11 protein-coding genes are annotated in these 14,810 nt (G+C 70.2%); 4 read left to right on the top strand and 7 right to left on the bottom strand.

Annotated features, from left to right (window positions below; genetic code table 11):
* The first annotated feature begins 387 nt into the window (after window positions 1–387).
* The 3 genes from nth to ACFY93_RS23510 all read left to right on the top strand — a co-directional run bounded on the left by nth (window position 388) and on the right by ACFY93_RS23510 (window position 3,364).
* Window positions 388–1,257 (top strand): endonuclease III domain-containing protein, encoded by an 870-nt coding sequence (gene nth / locus ACFY93_RS23520; protein WP_391362298.1) that lies wholly within the window; start codon window positions 388–390, stop codon window positions 1,255–1,257.
* A gap of 61 nt (window positions 1,258–1,318) precedes the next feature.
* A complete protein-coding gene (locus tag ACFY93_RS23515; RefSeq protein ID WP_391362297.1) occupies window positions 1,319–2,050 on the top strand; it encodes an NUDIX domain-containing protein in 732 nt (243 codons plus the stop codon).
* A 114-nt stretch (window positions 2,051–2,164) separates the two neighbouring features.
* On the top strand, window positions 2,165–3,364 hold the full coding sequence (locus ACFY93_RS23510) for a MarP family serine protease (protein WP_391362295.1): 1,200 nt from the start codon (window positions 2,165–2,167) through the stop codon (window positions 3,362–3,364).
* 89 nt (window positions 3,365–3,453) lie between these two features.
* On the opposite strand, the gene ACFY93_RS23505 is transcribed toward ACFY93_RS23510, so the two are convergent.
* The 6 genes from ACFY93_RS23505 to ACFY93_RS23480 form a co-directional block, all read right to left on the bottom strand.
* A complete protein-coding gene (locus ACFY93_RS23505) occupies window positions 3,454–3,633 on the bottom strand; it encodes a hypothetical protein (RefSeq protein ID WP_391362292.1) in 180 nt (59 codons plus the stop codon).
* A gap of 223 nt (window positions 3,634–3,856) precedes the next feature.
* The gene (locus ACFY93_RS23500) at window positions 3,857–4,807 is read right to left on the bottom strand and encodes an alpha/beta fold hydrolase (protein WP_391362290.1); all 951 of its coding nucleotides are present in this window, start codon (window positions 4,805–4,807) and stop codon (window positions 3,857–3,859) included.
* A complete protein-coding gene (locus ACFY93_RS23495) occupies window positions 4,804–5,292 on the bottom strand; it encodes a phage holin family protein (RefSeq protein WP_391362288.1) in 489 nt (162 codons plus the stop codon). Before ACFY93_RS23495 ends, ACFY93_RS23500 begins: the two co-directional genes overlap by 4 nt.
* A 56-nt stretch (window positions 5,293–5,348) precedes the next feature.
* Window positions 5,349–6,746: a Na+/H+ antiporter NhaA gene (nhaA, locus tag ACFY93_RS23490; protein WP_391362322.1), complete on the bottom strand. Its 1,398-nt coding sequence runs from the start codon at window positions 6,744–6,746 to the stop codon at window positions 5,349–5,351.
* A gap of 270 nt (window positions 6,747–7,016) precedes the next feature.
* Window positions 7,017–9,017 carry an acetate--CoA ligase gene (gene acs, locus ACFY93_RS23485; protein WP_391362285.1) on the bottom strand — a complete coding sequence of 667 codons (2,001 nt, stop codon included), beginning with the start codon at window positions 9,015–9,017 and terminating at the stop codon, window positions 7,017–7,019.
* Between the two features lie 340 nt (window positions 9,018–9,357).
* Window positions 9,358–12,081, bottom strand: a complete 2,724-nt coding sequence (locus ACFY93_RS23480) for a SulP family inorganic anion transporter (protein ID WP_391362283.1) — start codon at window positions 12,079–12,081, stop codon at window positions 9,358–9,360.
* A 338-nt stretch (window positions 12,082–12,419) separates the two neighbouring features.
* On the opposite strand from ACFY93_RS23480, the gene ACFY93_RS23475 reads away from it, so the two are divergent.
* Complete coding sequence (locus ACFY93_RS23475) at window positions 12,420–13,691, top strand: hypothetical protein (RefSeq protein WP_391362280.1); 1,272 nt, start codon at window positions 12,420–12,422, stop codon at window positions 13,689–13,691.
* Between the two features lie 109 nt (window positions 13,692–13,800).
* On the opposite strand, the gene ACFY93_RS23470 is transcribed toward ACFY93_RS23475, so the two are convergent.
* Window positions 13,801–14,781, bottom strand: a complete 981-nt coding sequence (locus ACFY93_RS23470) for an ATP-binding protein (protein WP_391362277.1) — start codon at window positions 14,779–14,781, stop codon at window positions 13,801–13,803.
* Window positions 14,782–14,810: the final 29 nt, after the last annotated feature.

Raw genomic sequence — 14,810 nt, 5'->3', positions numbered from 1 at the left:
TTGAGACGTCAGACATCTCGATCAACAGCCCGGGGGCCTCGCTCGTTGCGCTTCACGGCCCATCACCCGATCGGTGGCCAACTCGAAGAAGCTCAGTGAGAGACGTTGACCGTTGGCTACGGGAACCCCGGCGCGGACCGGTGGACCCGGAAAAGTGCATCGTGTGCGCGTCGCTGCGCGGGCAAGTGATCGCGGCCAATCGCACCAATGACGCAATGCTGGGATTGGTCACGCTGTCCGCCATGCGCACTCATCGGAAATTCGGTCATCAGGATTGGGTGAAAGAACCGGCCCGGTCCGCGTGATCCTCCGCCCCTTCCGTGACCGACGCCGACCAGCGCGGGAGGGACGGTTCCCCGGGCCCCGTTCGTGTGCTTCCCCCGTGGCATGCGAGCGGGGCCCCGTAGGCTGGCCAGCATGGCGGAAGAAACCCGTACAGCGCTGGTCCGGCGGGCGCGGAAGATCAACCGTGCTCTAGCCGAGGTGTACCCCTATGCGCACTGCGAGCTGGATTATGTGAACGCGTGGGAACTGTTGGTCGCAACGGTGCTCAGCGCGCAGACGACAGACCTACGGGTGAACCAGACCACCCCGGCACTGTTCGCCAAGTACCCCCGGCCCGCTGATCTTGCCGGTGCCGAGACGGCCGACGTTGAGGAACTGATCCGGCCCACGGGGTTCTTCCGGGCCAAGACTCGGAGCATCACGGGACTCGCCGCCGCCATCGTGGCCGACCATGACGGCATGGTGCCGCGCACCCTCGCTGAGCTGGTGAAACTCCCTGGTGTCGGGCGTAAGACAGCGTTCGTCGTGATGGGTAACGCGTGCGCATGTCCCGCTTGCCGGGCCGGTGTTGGGGATCATGGTGCTAATGTGCAAACCCCCTTCGGACGGCCCGGGATCACGGTGGACACCCACTTCGGACGGCTCGTCCGCCGCTGGTGGTGGACCGACGAGACCGACCCCGACAAGGTCGAGGCGGCGATCGGCGCGCTCTTCCCGAAGAGCGAGTGGACGATGCTCTCGCACCACGTGATCTTCCACGGCCGCCGCATCTGCCACGCCCGTAAGCCCGCCTGCGGAGCCTGCCCCATCGCCCCGCTCTGCCCTGCCTACGGAGAGGGGGAGACCGACCCCGAGAAGGCGAAGAAGCTGCTGAAGTACGAGAAGGGCGGCTTCCCCGGCCAGCGGCTCAAGCCTCCGCAGGCCTATCTCGACGCGGGTGGCATTCCGGCGCCCCCGCTGGGCACCGGATGACGCGCGACGCGGAACGATCCGCGCACTCACGAGCGTTGACACGGGCAGAACGGGGGCGGCGATGACACACGCGAGCAACACACAGGGCGGCCCGGTGACGCTCAGCCGGGAGGGCCTGCCCGGATGGCTGGACCCGGTGGCGCGCGTCGCCGAGACGGTCCAGCCGCTGCAGCTGAGCCGGTTCCTGCCGCCGGCCGACGGCGCGGGCCGTCAGTCCGCCGTCCTCATCCTGTTCGGTGAGGGCGAGGGCGAGGGCGACCCCGGCGGCACCGACGGCAAGGGCGGCGGCCCCGAGCTGCTGCTCATGGAGCGCGCCAGTTCCCTGCGGTCGCACGCCGGTCAGCCCTCCTTCCCCGGGGGCGCCCTCGATCCCGAGGACGGCGACCCGGAGACCGACGGGCCGCTGCGGGCCGCACTGCGCGAGGCCGAGGAGGAGACCGGCCTCGACCCGGACGGCGTCCAGGTCTTCGGCGTGCTGCCCAGGCTGTACATCCCGGTGAGCGAGTTCGTCGTCACCCCGGTACTGGGCTGGTGGCGCCGTCCGACACCGGTCGGGGTGGTCGATCCGGCCGAGACGGCGCGGGTCTTCACCGTCCCCGTGGCGGATCTCACGGACCCCGCCAACCGCGCCACCGCCGTGCACCCGAGCGGCTTCAGAGGTCCGGCGTTTCTGGTCGAATCCACCCTCGTCTGGGGGTTCACGGCCGGAGTGATCGACAAGATCCTGCACTTCGCGGGCTGGGAGCGGCCCTGGGACCGGGAGAAGCAGGTCCCGCTCGACTGGCGCGCATGACAGGGTGGCCCCTGTGCTGTGTGTTCCCGGCTGCCTCCCTCAGCGGCGCCGCCGGGGGCCGCAGCGCCGGCCAAGACGTGGCGACCGCGAAGTGACGAGGCGAGGCTCGAAGCAGTGAACGTGCTGGACATCCTGTTGCTGGTCGCCGCCGTGTGGTTCGCGATCGTGGGCTATCGCCAGGGGTTCGTCGTCGGCATCCTGTCGGTGATCGGCTTTCTGGGCGGCGGCCTCGTCGCCGTCTATCTGCTGCCCGTGATCTGGGGCGCGCTCACCGACCACTCCGAGGTGAGCACGACCGCCGCCGTCGTCGCGGTGATCGTCGTCATCGTCTGCGCCTCCGTCGGCCAGGCCCTCACCACCCACCTCGGCAACAAACTGCGCCGCTTCATCACCTGGTCACCGGCCCGCGCGCTCGACGCGACCGGGGGCGCCCTGGTCAACGTCGTGGCGATGCTGCTGGTCGCCTGGCTGATCGGCTCGGCCCTGGCCGGTACGACCCTGCCCACGCTAGGCAAGGAAGTGCGCAGCTCCAAGGTGCTGCTCGGTGTGTCACGGGCCCTGCCCGACCAGGCCGACATCTGGTTCGCGGACTTCTCCTCCGTCCTCGCCCAGAACGGCTTCCCGCAGGTCTTCAGCCCGTTCGCCAACGAGCCGATCACCGACGTACGGCCGCCCGACCGGGCGCTCGCCCGCAGCGCGGTCGCCACCCGCGCCAAGAAGTCCATCGTCAAGGTGATGGGCACCGCGGAGGGTTGCGGCAAGGTCCTCGAAGGCACCGGGTTCGTCTTCGGCAACCGCCGCGTGATGACCAACGCGCACGTCGTCGGCGGCGTCGACGAACCCACCGTCCAGATAGGCGGAGAGGGCCGCAAGTACGACGCGACGGTCGTCTTCTACGACTGGGAGCGCGACATCGCCGTACTGGACGTGCCCAACCTGAACGCGCCCGCGCTCAAGTTCACGTCCACGGACGCCTCCAGCGGCAACGGCGCCATCGTCGCCGGGTTCCCGGAGAACGGCGCGTACAACGTCGTCCCCGCGCGCGTGCGCGGCCGCATCACGGCCAACGGCCCGGACATCTACCACCGGGGCACCGTGCGCCGCGACGTGTACTCGCTCTACGCGACCGTGCGTCAGGGCAACTCCGGCGGCCCGCTGCTGACACCCGAGGGAAAGGTGTACGGGGTGGTCTTCGCGAAGTCCCTCGACGACCCGGACACCGGTTACGCGCTCACGGCGGACGAGGTGCGCACGGACATCACCAAGGGCCGCACCGCGAACCAACAGGTCGACAGCGACGACTGCGCGCTGTAGGCGCGGACAGCCGTGCGCCGCGGACGCGGGGAGCGCCTGCGGCGCGTGTGTGCGGTGAGTGCGGCCGGGGTGAAGCCCTGAAAATCCGTCTAGCCGCGGGGATGGCGCAGGCGCGCCGAGACCCAGCGGGCACGACGACGGAGAATGTGCGGAATGCCCACCCTGGGGTCGGAGTCCGTCATCTGCGGGGCACCCCTCTGGTGGGAGCTCAGGCCCGTGGCCGAGCGGCGGTTGCGTGCTGCGTCACTGTAGTCGTGCGTCCAGCCCATACCCCGTCCTCTGCCCGTGCCCCAAGGTCGGTAATCGCGCCCCGGCCGCCCAATTGGCCTATGCGCGAGGCATTTGGCTGTTCGTAGGACACCCGTTCGCCTCCGTGCCCCGGGCGTCCTCCGACGGTCGTCCTGGCGCCGTTCTGGCGCCGTCCAGGCGCAGCCCGGGCGGGCTCGCCGCGGAGCCGTCGGGCGGCCGTCGCGGAGCCGTCGGGCGGTCCGATCACCGGTCTGGTTCGGGGTCCTTCAGCCAGTTGATCAGCTCGGTCGAGAAGGCCACCGGGTCCTCCTCGTGCGGGAAGTGACCGAGGCCGTCGAACAGCCGCCAGCGGTAGGGCGCTTCGACGTACTCCCCGGAACCGGCCGCGCTCCGCGTCCGCATCACCGGGTCGAGCGAGCCGTGCAGATGCAGCGTCGGAACCCGCACCGGGCGCTTCATGCGCCGGTTGAACTGGATGCCGTCCGGGCGGGCCATCGAACGGACCATCCACCGGTACGGCTCGACCGAACAGTGCGCGGTCGACGGGATGGTCATGGCGCGCTGGTACGCCTCCACCGCCTCGTCGTCCGGCAGCCGCGGCCCTGACCACTCCCGGATCAGACGGCCCACCAGGGCACCGTCGTCCGCGACGAGTTGGCGCTCGGGAACCCACGGCCGCTGGAACCCCCAGATGTAGGAGCCGGCGGCCGTCTGCTTGACGTCGGAGAGCATGGCCGAGCGCCAGCGTCGCGGATGGGGCATCGACGCGACGGCGAGCCGGCGCACCAGCTTGGGACGCATCACGGCCGCCGTCCACGCCAGGTAGCCGCCCAGGTCGTGGCCGACGAGCGCCGCGTCGGGCTCTCCGAGCGACCGCACCACCCCGGTGATGTCGAGTGCCAGGTTGGCCGGGTCGTAACCCCTGGGGGTGCGGTCGCTGCCGCCCACGCCGCGCAGGTCCATCGCGACCGCGCGGAAACCGGCGTCGGCGAGCGCCACCAGCTGGTGGCGCCACGTCCACCAGAACTGCGGGAAGCCGTGCAGCAGCAGGACCAGCGGCCCGTCGCCCAGCTCGGCGATGTGGAATCGCGCGCCGTTCGCGGCGACGTCGCGGTGGATCACCTCGGGGCCGCCGGGGAGCTCGAGTCGTACGACCGAAGTGGGTTGCGCCGGGGGAGTGGCGGGGTCCGTCATGAGGACGAGCGTGCCACAGCCTCGACCCCGTCACCGACCGGACCGGCCTGCTTCGGCCGACGCGGGTGCGGCTTGGCGTTCTGCAGGACGCCGGCCGTCTCCTTCATCGAGGCCGCGGTCTTCTGCGGCCCCTTGCCCTTCTTGGCCTTCTTGGCGAAGGACACACCGATCAGCGCGAGCAGGGCGGCCACCAGGACGTTCGCCGCGAAGGACAGCAGGAAGCAGACGGCCAGGTTCCAGCCGCTCCAGGTGCGGATCCCGTAGGCGAGGGCGAAGCTCAGCATCGGCAAGGAGAAGATCAGTACCGCACCGGCAGCGGAGAACGCGCCGCCGCTGACCGCGCCGCGCTTGACGTCCCGCTTGAGCTGCGCCTTCGCCAGCGCGATCTCGTCGTGCACCAGCGCGGACATCTCGGTCGTCGCCGAGGCGAACAGCTGGCCGATGCTGCGTTCGGCGCCGACCGGGCTGCCGTCGGGTGCGCTCATCGCGATCTCCCTGCTTTGCTCTTCATGGCTTCTTCTGGACATGTGGATGTGTCAGATCATGCCGGACCGTCGTGCTCCTCGCTTGCCCTGCCCGCCACTTCGGCAAGCCTCCGGTGTTCGGCGGCCTTCCGTTCGTGGATCTCGGCCATGCGCAGGTGGTAGGCGGGGTTGTCCTGCTCGTAGATGTCGGGGATGCCGTCGAGGTCCTCGTCGCGCTCCTCCGCCTCCCACAGTCCGCGGTACCTGGCGTTGCGTATTTTCAGCAGCACGCCGGAGAGCACGGCCGCGATGAGGGAGGCCGTCAGCACGGAGGCCTTCACCTCCTCGGTCATGACGGCGTTGTCCTCGAAGGCGAGTTCCCCGATGAGCAGCGAGACGGTGAAGCCGATGCCCGCGAGGCAGGCGACCGCGAAGACGTCGGGCCAGGCGAGGTCCTCGGACAGCGACGCCCGGGTGAAACGGGCCACCAGCCACGTACCGCCGAAGACGCCGACCGCCTTGCCGGCCACCAGGCCGAGCAGGACCCCGAGCGTCTCCGGCTTCGTGAACACGTCGCCGATCGTCCCTCCGGAGACCGACACGCCCGCGCTGAAGAGAGCGAACAGCGGGACCGCCAGTCCCGCCGAGAACGGCCGGATCCCGTGTTCGATCCGCTCGCCGGGAGACTGCTCCTCGCCCTCGCGCCGGTGGCAGCGCAGCATGAGGCCCATCGCGACCCCGGCGATGGTCGCGTGGATGCCGCTGTTGTACATCAGCCCCCAGATGACGAGGGCGAGCGGCACGTACACGTACCAGCCGCGCACACCCTTCCTGACCAGCAGCCAGAAGACGGCGAGGCCGATGACCGCGCCGCCGAGGGCCGCGAAGTTCAGCTGGTGGGTGAAGAAGACCGCGATGATCAGGATCGCGAAGAGGTCGTCGACCACGGCGAGCGTGAGCAGGAAGGCGCGCAGCGCGGACGGCAGTGACGTGCCGATGACAGCGAGGACGGCGAGCGCGAAGGCGATGTCCGTGGCCGTCGGTACAGCCCAGCCCGACAGGGAACCGTCCCCCGCGAGATTGACCACCGTGTACACGATCGCCGGGGCGGCCATGCCGCACAGGGCGGCGGCGACCGGGAGCAGCGCCGCCTTCGGGTCGCGGAGGTCTCCGGCGACCAGTTCACGCTTCAGCTCGATCCCGGCGACGAAGAAGAAGACGGCCAGCAGTCCGTCGGCAGCCCAGTGGCGCACGGAGAGGTCGAGGCCGAGGGCCGCGGGGCCGAAGTGGAAGTCGCCGATGCTCGCGTAACTGTCCTTCAGGGGTGTGTTCGCCCAGATCAGCGCCGTGACGGCGGCGACGAGGAGGAGCACCCCGCCGACGGTCTCGGTGCGCAGCGCGTCCGCCACGAAGGTGCGCTCGGGCAGGGACAGGCGTCCGAGGAAGCTGCGATTGCTGGTGCGGGGCGCGGCCACGGCGGGGACCTCCGGGTCGGTACGGCTCGTGTCCGCCGTCACGCGGGGTCGCGGACGGCGTTGCCGACCAGACTTCCCGGCGCACCTGGGTCACCACCTTACCGGGTCATTACATACGCATATCCGGCATTACGCGCGGAAGGGGTGCCTGGTGTTGTGCCAGGCACCCCTTCGGGCGATGTGCGGCCCTCGCTTCGCCTTCCCGCTCAGGCGCTCTCCGCTCAGCCGTTCCGCTGGGGCCTCACGTCCGCCTTGTGCGGCCGGTCGCGCTCAGTCCTCGCTGGGTGCGGCCGGCAGCTTGGACTGGATGAGGTCCATGACGGAGGAGTCGGTGAGGGTGGTGACGTCTCCGAGCTCGCGGTTCTCGGCGACGTCGCGCAGGAGTCGTCGCATGATCTTTCCGGAGCGGGTCTTCGGCAGTTCGGCGACCGGCAGGATCCGCTTGGGTTTGGCGATGGGGCCGAGTGCGGCGCTGACGTGGTTGCGCAGGTCCGCTACGAGACCGTCGTCGTCGGCGGAGGCGGTGCCGCGCAGGATCACGAAGGCCACGATGGCCTGGCCGGTCGTCTCGTCCGCCGCGCCGACCACGGCCGCCTCGGCCACGGAAGGGTGGGAGACGAGCGCCGACTCGACCTCGGTGGTGGAGATGTTGTGCCCGGACACGAGCATCACGTCGTCGACCCGGCCGAGCAGCCAGATGTCGCCGTCGTCGTCCTTCTTGGCACCGTCCCCGGCGAAGTACTTGCCCTCGAACCGCGACCAGTACGTGTCCAGGAACCGCTGGTCGTCGCGCCAGATGGTGCGCAGCATCGACGGCCACGGCTCGGTGAGGACCAGGTATCCGCCGCCTCCGTCCGGGACCTCGTTCGCCTCGTCGTCGACGACGGTGGCGGAGATGCCGGGCAGAGCGCGCTGGGCGGAGCCCGGCTTGGCCTCGGTGACGCCGGGCAGCGGCGAGATCATCATCGCGCCGGTCTCCGTCTGCCACCAGGTGTCGACGACCGGGGTGCGGTCGGCGCCGATGTGCTTGCGGTACCAGATCCACGCCTCGGGGTTGATCGGCTCACCGACCGAGCCCAGGACGCGCAGCGAGGACAGGTCGAACTTGGCGGGGATGTCGTCGCCCCACTTCATGAACGTGCGGATCGCGGTGGGCGCGGTGTAGAGGATGGTGACGCCGTACTTCTGGACGATCTCCCAGAAGCGGCCCTGGTGCGGGGTGTCGGGGGTGCCCTCGTACATCACCTGGGTGGCGCCGTTCGCCAGTGGGCCGTAGGTGATGTAGGAGTGGCCGGTGACCCAGCCGATGTCGGCGGTGCACCAGTAGACGTCGGTCTCCGGCTTGAGGTCGAAGACGGCGTGGTGGGTGTAGGCGGTCTGGGTGAGGTAGCCGCCCGAGGTGTGCAGGATGCCCTTGGGCTTACCGGTGGTCCCGGACGTGTAGAGGATGAACAGCGGCTGCTCGGCGTCGAACGCCTCGGGCGTGTGCTCGGCGGACTGCCGTCCGGTGATCTCGTGCCACCAGATGTCGCGGCCCTCGGTCCACTGCACGTCCTGTCCGGTACGGCGGACGACGAGGACCTTGTCGACGCTTGCGACGCGGCTCACCGCGTCGTCGACGGCCGGCTTGAGGGCGGAGGGCTTGCCGCGCCGGTAGCCGCCGTCGGAGGTGATGACCAGCTTGGCGTCGGCGTCCTGGATGCGGGTGGCGATGGCGTCGGCGGAGAAGCCGCCGAAGACGACCGAGTGGGCGGCGCCGATGCGGGCGCAGGCCAGCATGGAGACGACGGCCTCGGGGATCATCGGCAGGTAGATGGCGACCCGGTCGCCCTTGCCCACACCCAGCTCCTGCAGCGCGTTCGCCGCCCGGGAGACCTCGTCCTTCAGCTCGGCGTAGGTGATGGCCCGGCTGTCACCCGGCTCCCCCTCGAAGTGGATGGCCACGCGGTCGCCGTTGCCGGCCTCGACGTGCCGGTCCACGCAGTTGTACGCCACGTTGAGCTTGCCGTCGGCAAACCACTTGGCGAACGGCGGGTTCGACCAGTCCAGCGTCTCGGTCGGCTCGGTGGCCCAGGTCAGTCGGCGGGCCTGCTCGGCCCAGAAGCCGAGCCTGTCAGCCTTGGCCTGCTCGTACGCCTCCGCGGTGACGTTGGCGTTCGCGGCCAGGTCGGCGGGCGGCGCGAACCTGCGCTCTTCCTTCAGCAGGTTGGCCAGGCTTTCGTTGCTCACGCCATCTCCCTTTCCCAGGGTGTCCGTTGTGTCCCAGGCCACAGCTCATCAGACCGGGACCCCCGATGACAAGGGCCGTCCGAAAATTGGTTTAGACCTGTCCTGGTCTGTGCTCTGATGTGAGGGGTGTACCCAAGTGCACGGAGCGGGCGGCGATCGGGTTCATCAGATCACCGGTTCGCCGGGCATCGGTGGAGGCGGGTGAGGTGGGAGCGCGGGGTGGGAGCGCGGGGTGGGAGCGCGGGGCGGGAGCGCCGGGGCGGGAGCGCCGGGGCGGCACTGGGAGTGCCGCCCCGGCGGGCCGACGCGCGTGTGGGCGGACGCCCGGGTGGGTCCAGGTCCATGTGGGTTGGCGCACATGAACGGACGGCGTCGGGCGGGCTCACGCCGGGTCGAGTTCCTCCTCGCTCGCCACCTCCTGGGCCGGCGCACCGTCGGGTGCCCGCAGGCCCGCCGCCCCGTCCTCCGCGCTCCCCGCGCGTCCCACGGCCCCCACGGGCCGGGCGTGTCCTGCGCGCCCGACGTGTCCTACGCGGCGGAACAGGCTCGACCCGTCGGACTCGTCGAGCAGATACGCCTGGGCCTCTCCCACGTGGAAGTACATCCCGTGCAGCTCGAGCGCACCGCCCCGGAGGGCTCGTGCCACGGATGCGTGGGCCCGAAGGTGCTCCAGCTGCTGCACCACGTTGGTCAGGCAGAGCTGCTCAGCCGCGTCGGCGGCCTCGCGCCCGGTGAGGCGCGCACCGGCCCCGTTCCGCGCGGTCATCCGTGCGAGGCTCGGCAACCCGTGCCGCAACCACCGCCTGAGCGGCGTCTGCGCCGCCTCCGGCTCGGTGTTGAGCAGGGCCTGCATCGCCCCGCATCCGGAGTGGCCGCACACCGTGATGGACCGGATGCTCAGCACGTCCACCGCGTACTCGATCGCGGCGGCCACCGAGTCGTCCCCGCTCTCCGCGCCGGGCAGCGGTACGAGATTGCCCACGTTCCGCACGACGAAGAGGTCACCCGGACCACTGGAAGTGATCATCGACGTGACGAGCCGGGAGTCGGCGCAGGTCAGGAACAGCTGTGCCGGCTGCTGTCCTTCCTTCGCGAGCCGGGCGAGCTCGTCCCGCACCAGCGGAGCGGTGTTGCGCTGGAAGGCGCTGATGCCGCGCTCCAGCCGATCGGCGCCGCGCCCGCTCGGCGAGTTCGGTGCACCCGGTTCACCGGACCGATCGGATCCGGGGGACCCTTTGGACTCGCCGGCCCCACTGACCCCGCCGATCCCCTTCCTTCCGTTGGATCTGCCGGGTCTGCTGGGCCGACCGGTCCCGCTGGACGCGCCGGGCTCGTCGGACCCGTGTGATGCACCGGGCCGGCTCCGTCGCGCGGCATCGGCCGGCTCGTCGAGCTTCGCCGACCGGCTGTCCGCGGGCGAGGGCGGGCCGTCCGGGTGTACGGGTCCCGGGCGCCCGCAGTGGTGGTTGCGCCACGGGGTCCAGGGTCTGCAGCGGCAGTGCGGTCCCGCGCCGGTCTCCCCTGGCCCCTCCGGAGGGTGCGAGCCCAGGGTGGGGCCCGTGACGCTGGCACCGGTGCGTCCGGTCAGCTCGGCCGTGCCCCCATGCGCGAGGTGGGCGTTCTGCCAGTCGTGCAGCGCCTCGTACGCCGCGTGGTCCATGAACGAGCCGTCCAGCTCGACGACGGCGTCACTCCCCTGCGGAATCAGGTGCAGCGCGCGGCTGAGCCGTGGCACGGCGAGGAACGTCAACTGCCCTCGTACACGTACGTAATGGCTTCCCTCTCTCTCCTCGTGCGTGATGCGGGTGCGGGCGAGGCGGTGCAGGGCGACGGCGACGGCGACTGCGCCGCCCAGCGCCACGCCCTCGAGAACTCCGAACAGCACGACACCGAGCGTGGTGACGACGTACACCAGCACCTCGCGGTGGCGGGTGACCGTGCGGATGTGGTGCAGGGACACCATCTGGATGCCGACGGCCATCACCAGGGCGGCAAGAGCGGCGAGCGGGATCCGCTCCAGGGCGGTGACCATCAGCAGCGCGGCGACTACTACCCAAACGCCGTGGAGCATCGTGGAGTTCCGGCTCAGGGCGCCGGCGCGCACATTCGCCGCGCTTCTCACCGCGACCCCGGCGACCGGCAGGCCGCCGAGTGCGCCGGAGACCACATTGGCCGTGCCCTGCCCGAGTAGCTCCCGGTCGAGGGCGGAGCAGCCCACCCGTGTGCTCAGTCCCGGCCGCCCGGCCACCAGCTTGTCCACGGCGACGGCACCCAGAAGGGACTGCACGCTGCACACAAGTGTGGTGGTCAGTACGGCGGCGGCCACTCCGAGCACGGGGCCTTCGGGCATCCCGGCCAGTGCGTGGCTGTTCCAGGAGGGCAGGTCAACCCGCGGGAGGGTCAGCCCGGCGAGGGAGGCGGTCGCGGTGGCCCCTGCGACGGCCACGAGCGCCGGAGGGACCGTGCGCAGCAGGCGGCCCAGACGTCCGGGAAGCCGTGGCCAGGTCAGCAGAAGGATGAGTGTCAGCACGCTCATCGACACCGCGGCCACCCGCACCTGCGCCAACTGATCGGGCAGCGACCGCAGGTTGGCGAGCACCGAGCTCTGGGGTGTGCCGCCGAGCACGATGTGCACCTGGGCGACGGCGATGGTCACACCGATGCCGGCCAGCATGCCGTGCACGATCGCGGGGCTGACGGCGAGCGCAGTCCGGGCCACACGCAGGCAGCCGAGGCCCAGTTGGGCGAGGCCGGCGAGGACGGTGATGGCACAGGTCGTGCGCCAGCCGTATCGGTGGATGAGGTCGGCGGTGACGACCGTCAGGCCCGCTGCGGGGCCGCTCACCTGGAGCGGTGAGCCGCCGAGGCGTCCGGCGACGAGTCCCCCCACCGCGGCGGCGACGAGGCCGGCCTGAAGCGGGGCGCCGGTGGCGAGGGCGATGCCCAGGGACAAGGGCAGGGCGATCAGGAAGACCGCGAGGGAAGCCGACAGATCGGGGCCCGCGACACGGAAGCGGCGGGGCGGGGCCGGTGGGGGGCTGTGGGGCGGGTGTGTGCGCTCGCTCCGACTCGAGTCGGTGGCGCGGGTGGGGACGCAGGCAGACATGTTCCCGTCTCCTCCGGGGCAGCGCGGTCGCGGAACAGGTGGTCCCCGTCCAGGCGGAAGGGGGGTGGGTCGCGGCCGTGGGTCACGGCTTGCAGCGGCGGGATTTTTCAACTCTCGGTAAATGGATCGTAATGCAGAGTAAAGGCTAAGTGCGGATATTAGAGGCAAATGGGGCAGTGAATCACTCTGTGGGGTGAATCGTTCTTTTTATCGGCTTGTCGTACTTATTCCTTCAATCCCTCCGTGTCACCTTTGCGGAGCTGTCGGCACGCGCTCTCCGACCCGGCCGATACCACCCCTGTTGGCGGTGACTGACTGAAGGAAGAAGGTGGGCCGAGATGGCTGCCCCCCAGAAGATCACCGCGGGCGCGGTGGTCGTCACTACCTGCGCGGCGGCCCTCGCCGGCTGCGCGGTCAGTGACACCGGACCCGAGAACGCCGCACCCGGCACGACCAGGGCGTCCGGCGCCCCGGCGCCGAAGAACGCGGTCCGCCTGATCGGTGACGGATCCACGGCGTACACCGGCGCGCAACCGCGTCTGCCGAAGCCGGCACGGCTGAAGCCCGGTCAGGAACCCCCGCAGTTCGTGGTCTTCTCCTGGGACGGTGCCGGAGAGGACAGCCAGAGACTGTTCTCGCACTTCCGCAGGGTCGCCAGGGAGAACAAGGCGACGATGACGTACTTCCTCAGCGGTGTGTACATGCTGCCGAAGGAGAAGCGCGACCTGTACAGGCCGCCGGAGCACTCACCCGGCAGCTCGGACATCGGCTTCAACGACGAGCAGGGAATCAAGGACACAGTGGAGCAGCTGCGCGGCGCGTGGCTGGAGGGCAACGAGATCGGCACGCACTTCAACGGTCACTTCTGCGGCAACGGGGGCGGGGTCGGTGAGTGGTCGGTCAAGGAGTGGAAGAGCGAGATCGCCCAGGCCAAGTCGTTCGTCGAGTCCTGGAAGACCAACACGGGCCTGAGTGGCGCGGCACCCCTGCCCTTCGACTACGAGAAGGAGCTCATCGGGGGTCGCACGCCCTGCCTCGAGGGGCAGAAGAACTTCATGCGCGCCGCCCGCGAACTCGGCTTCCGCTACGACACCAGCGGCGTCAACAACCAGGTCTGGCCCGAGAAGAAGCACGGGCTGTGGGATCTGTCGATGCAGCTCGTCCCGGTCCCGGGCCGCAGCTTCGAGACGCTCACCATGGACTACAACTTCATGGTCAATCAGTCGGGGACCAGGACCCAGGGCGACCCGGGCAAGCGCGAGTACTGGGGCGACCAGATGCGCGACGGCCTGCTCCAGGGCTTCGAGCGCGCCTACCGGGGCAACCGCGCCCCGCTGATCATCGGCAACCACTTCGAGTCCTGGAACGGCGGCACGTACATGCGCGCCGTCGAGGAGGTCGTCGAGCGGGTCTGCACCAAGGCCGAGGTGCGCTGCGTCTCCTTCCGGCAGCTCGCCGACTGGCTCGACGCACAGGACCCGGAGACCCTCGACAAGCTCCGCGAGCTGAAGGTCGGCGAGGCGCCGAAGAAGGGCTGGGCCTCCTTCCTCTCGGGCCGCCCGGCCCCAGCCCCGAAGGGCGTCCCCGGCGCCCCCGCCGTCAAGCGGTAGCCGGGCACCGGTCCTCAGGTCCGGGGCCGGTACAGCCCTCCGGGCCTGAGGTCGGCTACAGCCACCCGGCCTGGGCCGGGTGGCGGCGCTCAGGCCCGGTGCCAGTCCGTCAAGCCGTTGCCACCAGGCGTTCACCGAGTACGAAACCGGGGTCCACCTGGGCGGCCAGGTCGGCCCCGGTCTTCGCATTGGCCCAGGAACTGGCGTTCTTCAGGTGGAAGTGCACCATCTGGCGCGTGTACCGATCCCAGTCGCGCAGCTCGTACGTGGCGTCGGCGGCGGTCCGCAGGGTGCGCAGGCATCGATGGTTGGCTTCCTCCAGCAGCTCGAACCGGGGCGGGCGGCCCTTCTCCATGGCGCGCACCCAGTCCGAGTGCCCGACGCCGGCCAGCAGCTCGTCACCGACTTCGGCGCGGAGGAAGTCGATGTCGTCCTGGCCCTGCACCTTGTTGCCGACGACCTTCAGGACGACCCCGAAGTCCCGGGCGTACTCCTTGTACTGGCGGTAGACGGAGACCCCCTTCCGGGTCGGCTCGGCGACGAGGAACGTCATGTCGAAGCGGGTGAACATGCCGGAGGCGAAGGAGTCCGAGCCCGCCGTCATGTCGACCACCACGTATTCGCCGGGGCCGTCGACGAGGTGGTTCAGACACAGCTCCACCGCTCCGGTCTTGGAGTGGTAGCAGGCGACCCCCAGGTCGGCGTCGGTGAAGGGGCCGGTAACCATCAAACGGACGGTGCCGCCGTCGAGTTCCACCGGCCGGGCACACGCCTCGTACACCGGGTTGCTCTCGCACACCCGCAGCAGCCGCGAGCCCTCACCCGGCGGAGTGGTCTTGATCATCGTCTCGCTCGACGTGATCCGTGGGTTGGAACCGCGCAAGTAGTCCTTGATCAGCGCCAGTCGCGCGCCCATCGCGGGCAGCTCGGCGGCCTCCCCGTCCTCGAGGCCGAGTGCGGCTCCCAGGTGCTGGTTGATGTCGGCGTCCACCGCGACGACCGGCGACCCGGTGGCCGCGAGATGGCGGACGAACAGCGAGGACAACGTGGTCTTGCCGCTGCCGCCCTTCCCTACGAAAGCAATTTTCATGTTCACCAAGAGTAGTGGAACGAACGCGC

Source organism: Streptomyces sp. NPDC008313 (assembly GCF_042956125.1).
GTDB lineage: Bacteria > Actinomycetota > Actinomycetes > Streptomycetales > Streptomycetaceae > Streptomyces.
Note: the sequence above shows the minus strand (reverse complement) of the source record. Positions and strands in the feature narration are given on the sequence as shown.

Bases quoted from the DNA above. Each gene is read 5' to 3' on its own strand.
- nth (WP_391362298.1), top strand. From the start codon at position 388: ATGCGAGCGGGGCCCCGTAGGCTGGCCAGCATGGCGGAAGAAACCCGT.
- ACFY93_RS23515 (WP_391362297.1), top strand. From the start codon at position 1,319: ATGACACACGCGAGCAACACACAGGGCGGCCCGGTGACGCTCAGCCGG.
- ACFY93_RS23505 (WP_391362292.1), bottom strand. From the start codon at position 3,633: ATGGGCTGGACGCACGACTACAGTGACGCAGCACGCAACCGCCGCTCG.
- ACFY93_RS23500 (WP_391362290.1), bottom strand. From the start codon at position 4,807: ATGACGGACCCCGCCACTCCCCCGGCGCAACCCACTTCGGTCGTACGA.
- ACFY93_RS23495 (WP_391362288.1), bottom strand. From the start codon at position 5,292: ATGAGCGCACCCGACGGCAGCCCGGTCGGCGCCGAACGCAGCATCGGC.
- ACFY93_RS23480 (WP_391362283.1), bottom strand. From the start codon at position 12,081: ATGTCTGCCTGCGTCCCCACCCGCGCCACCGACTCGAGTCGGAGCGAG.
- ACFY93_RS23475 (WP_391362280.1), top strand. From the start codon at position 12,420: ATGGCTGCCCCCCAGAAGATCACCGCGGGCGCGGTGGTCGTCACTACC.
- ACFY93_RS23470 (WP_391362277.1), bottom strand. From the start codon at position 14,781: ATGAAAATTGCTTTCGTAGGGAAGGGCGGCAGCGGCAAGACCACGTTG.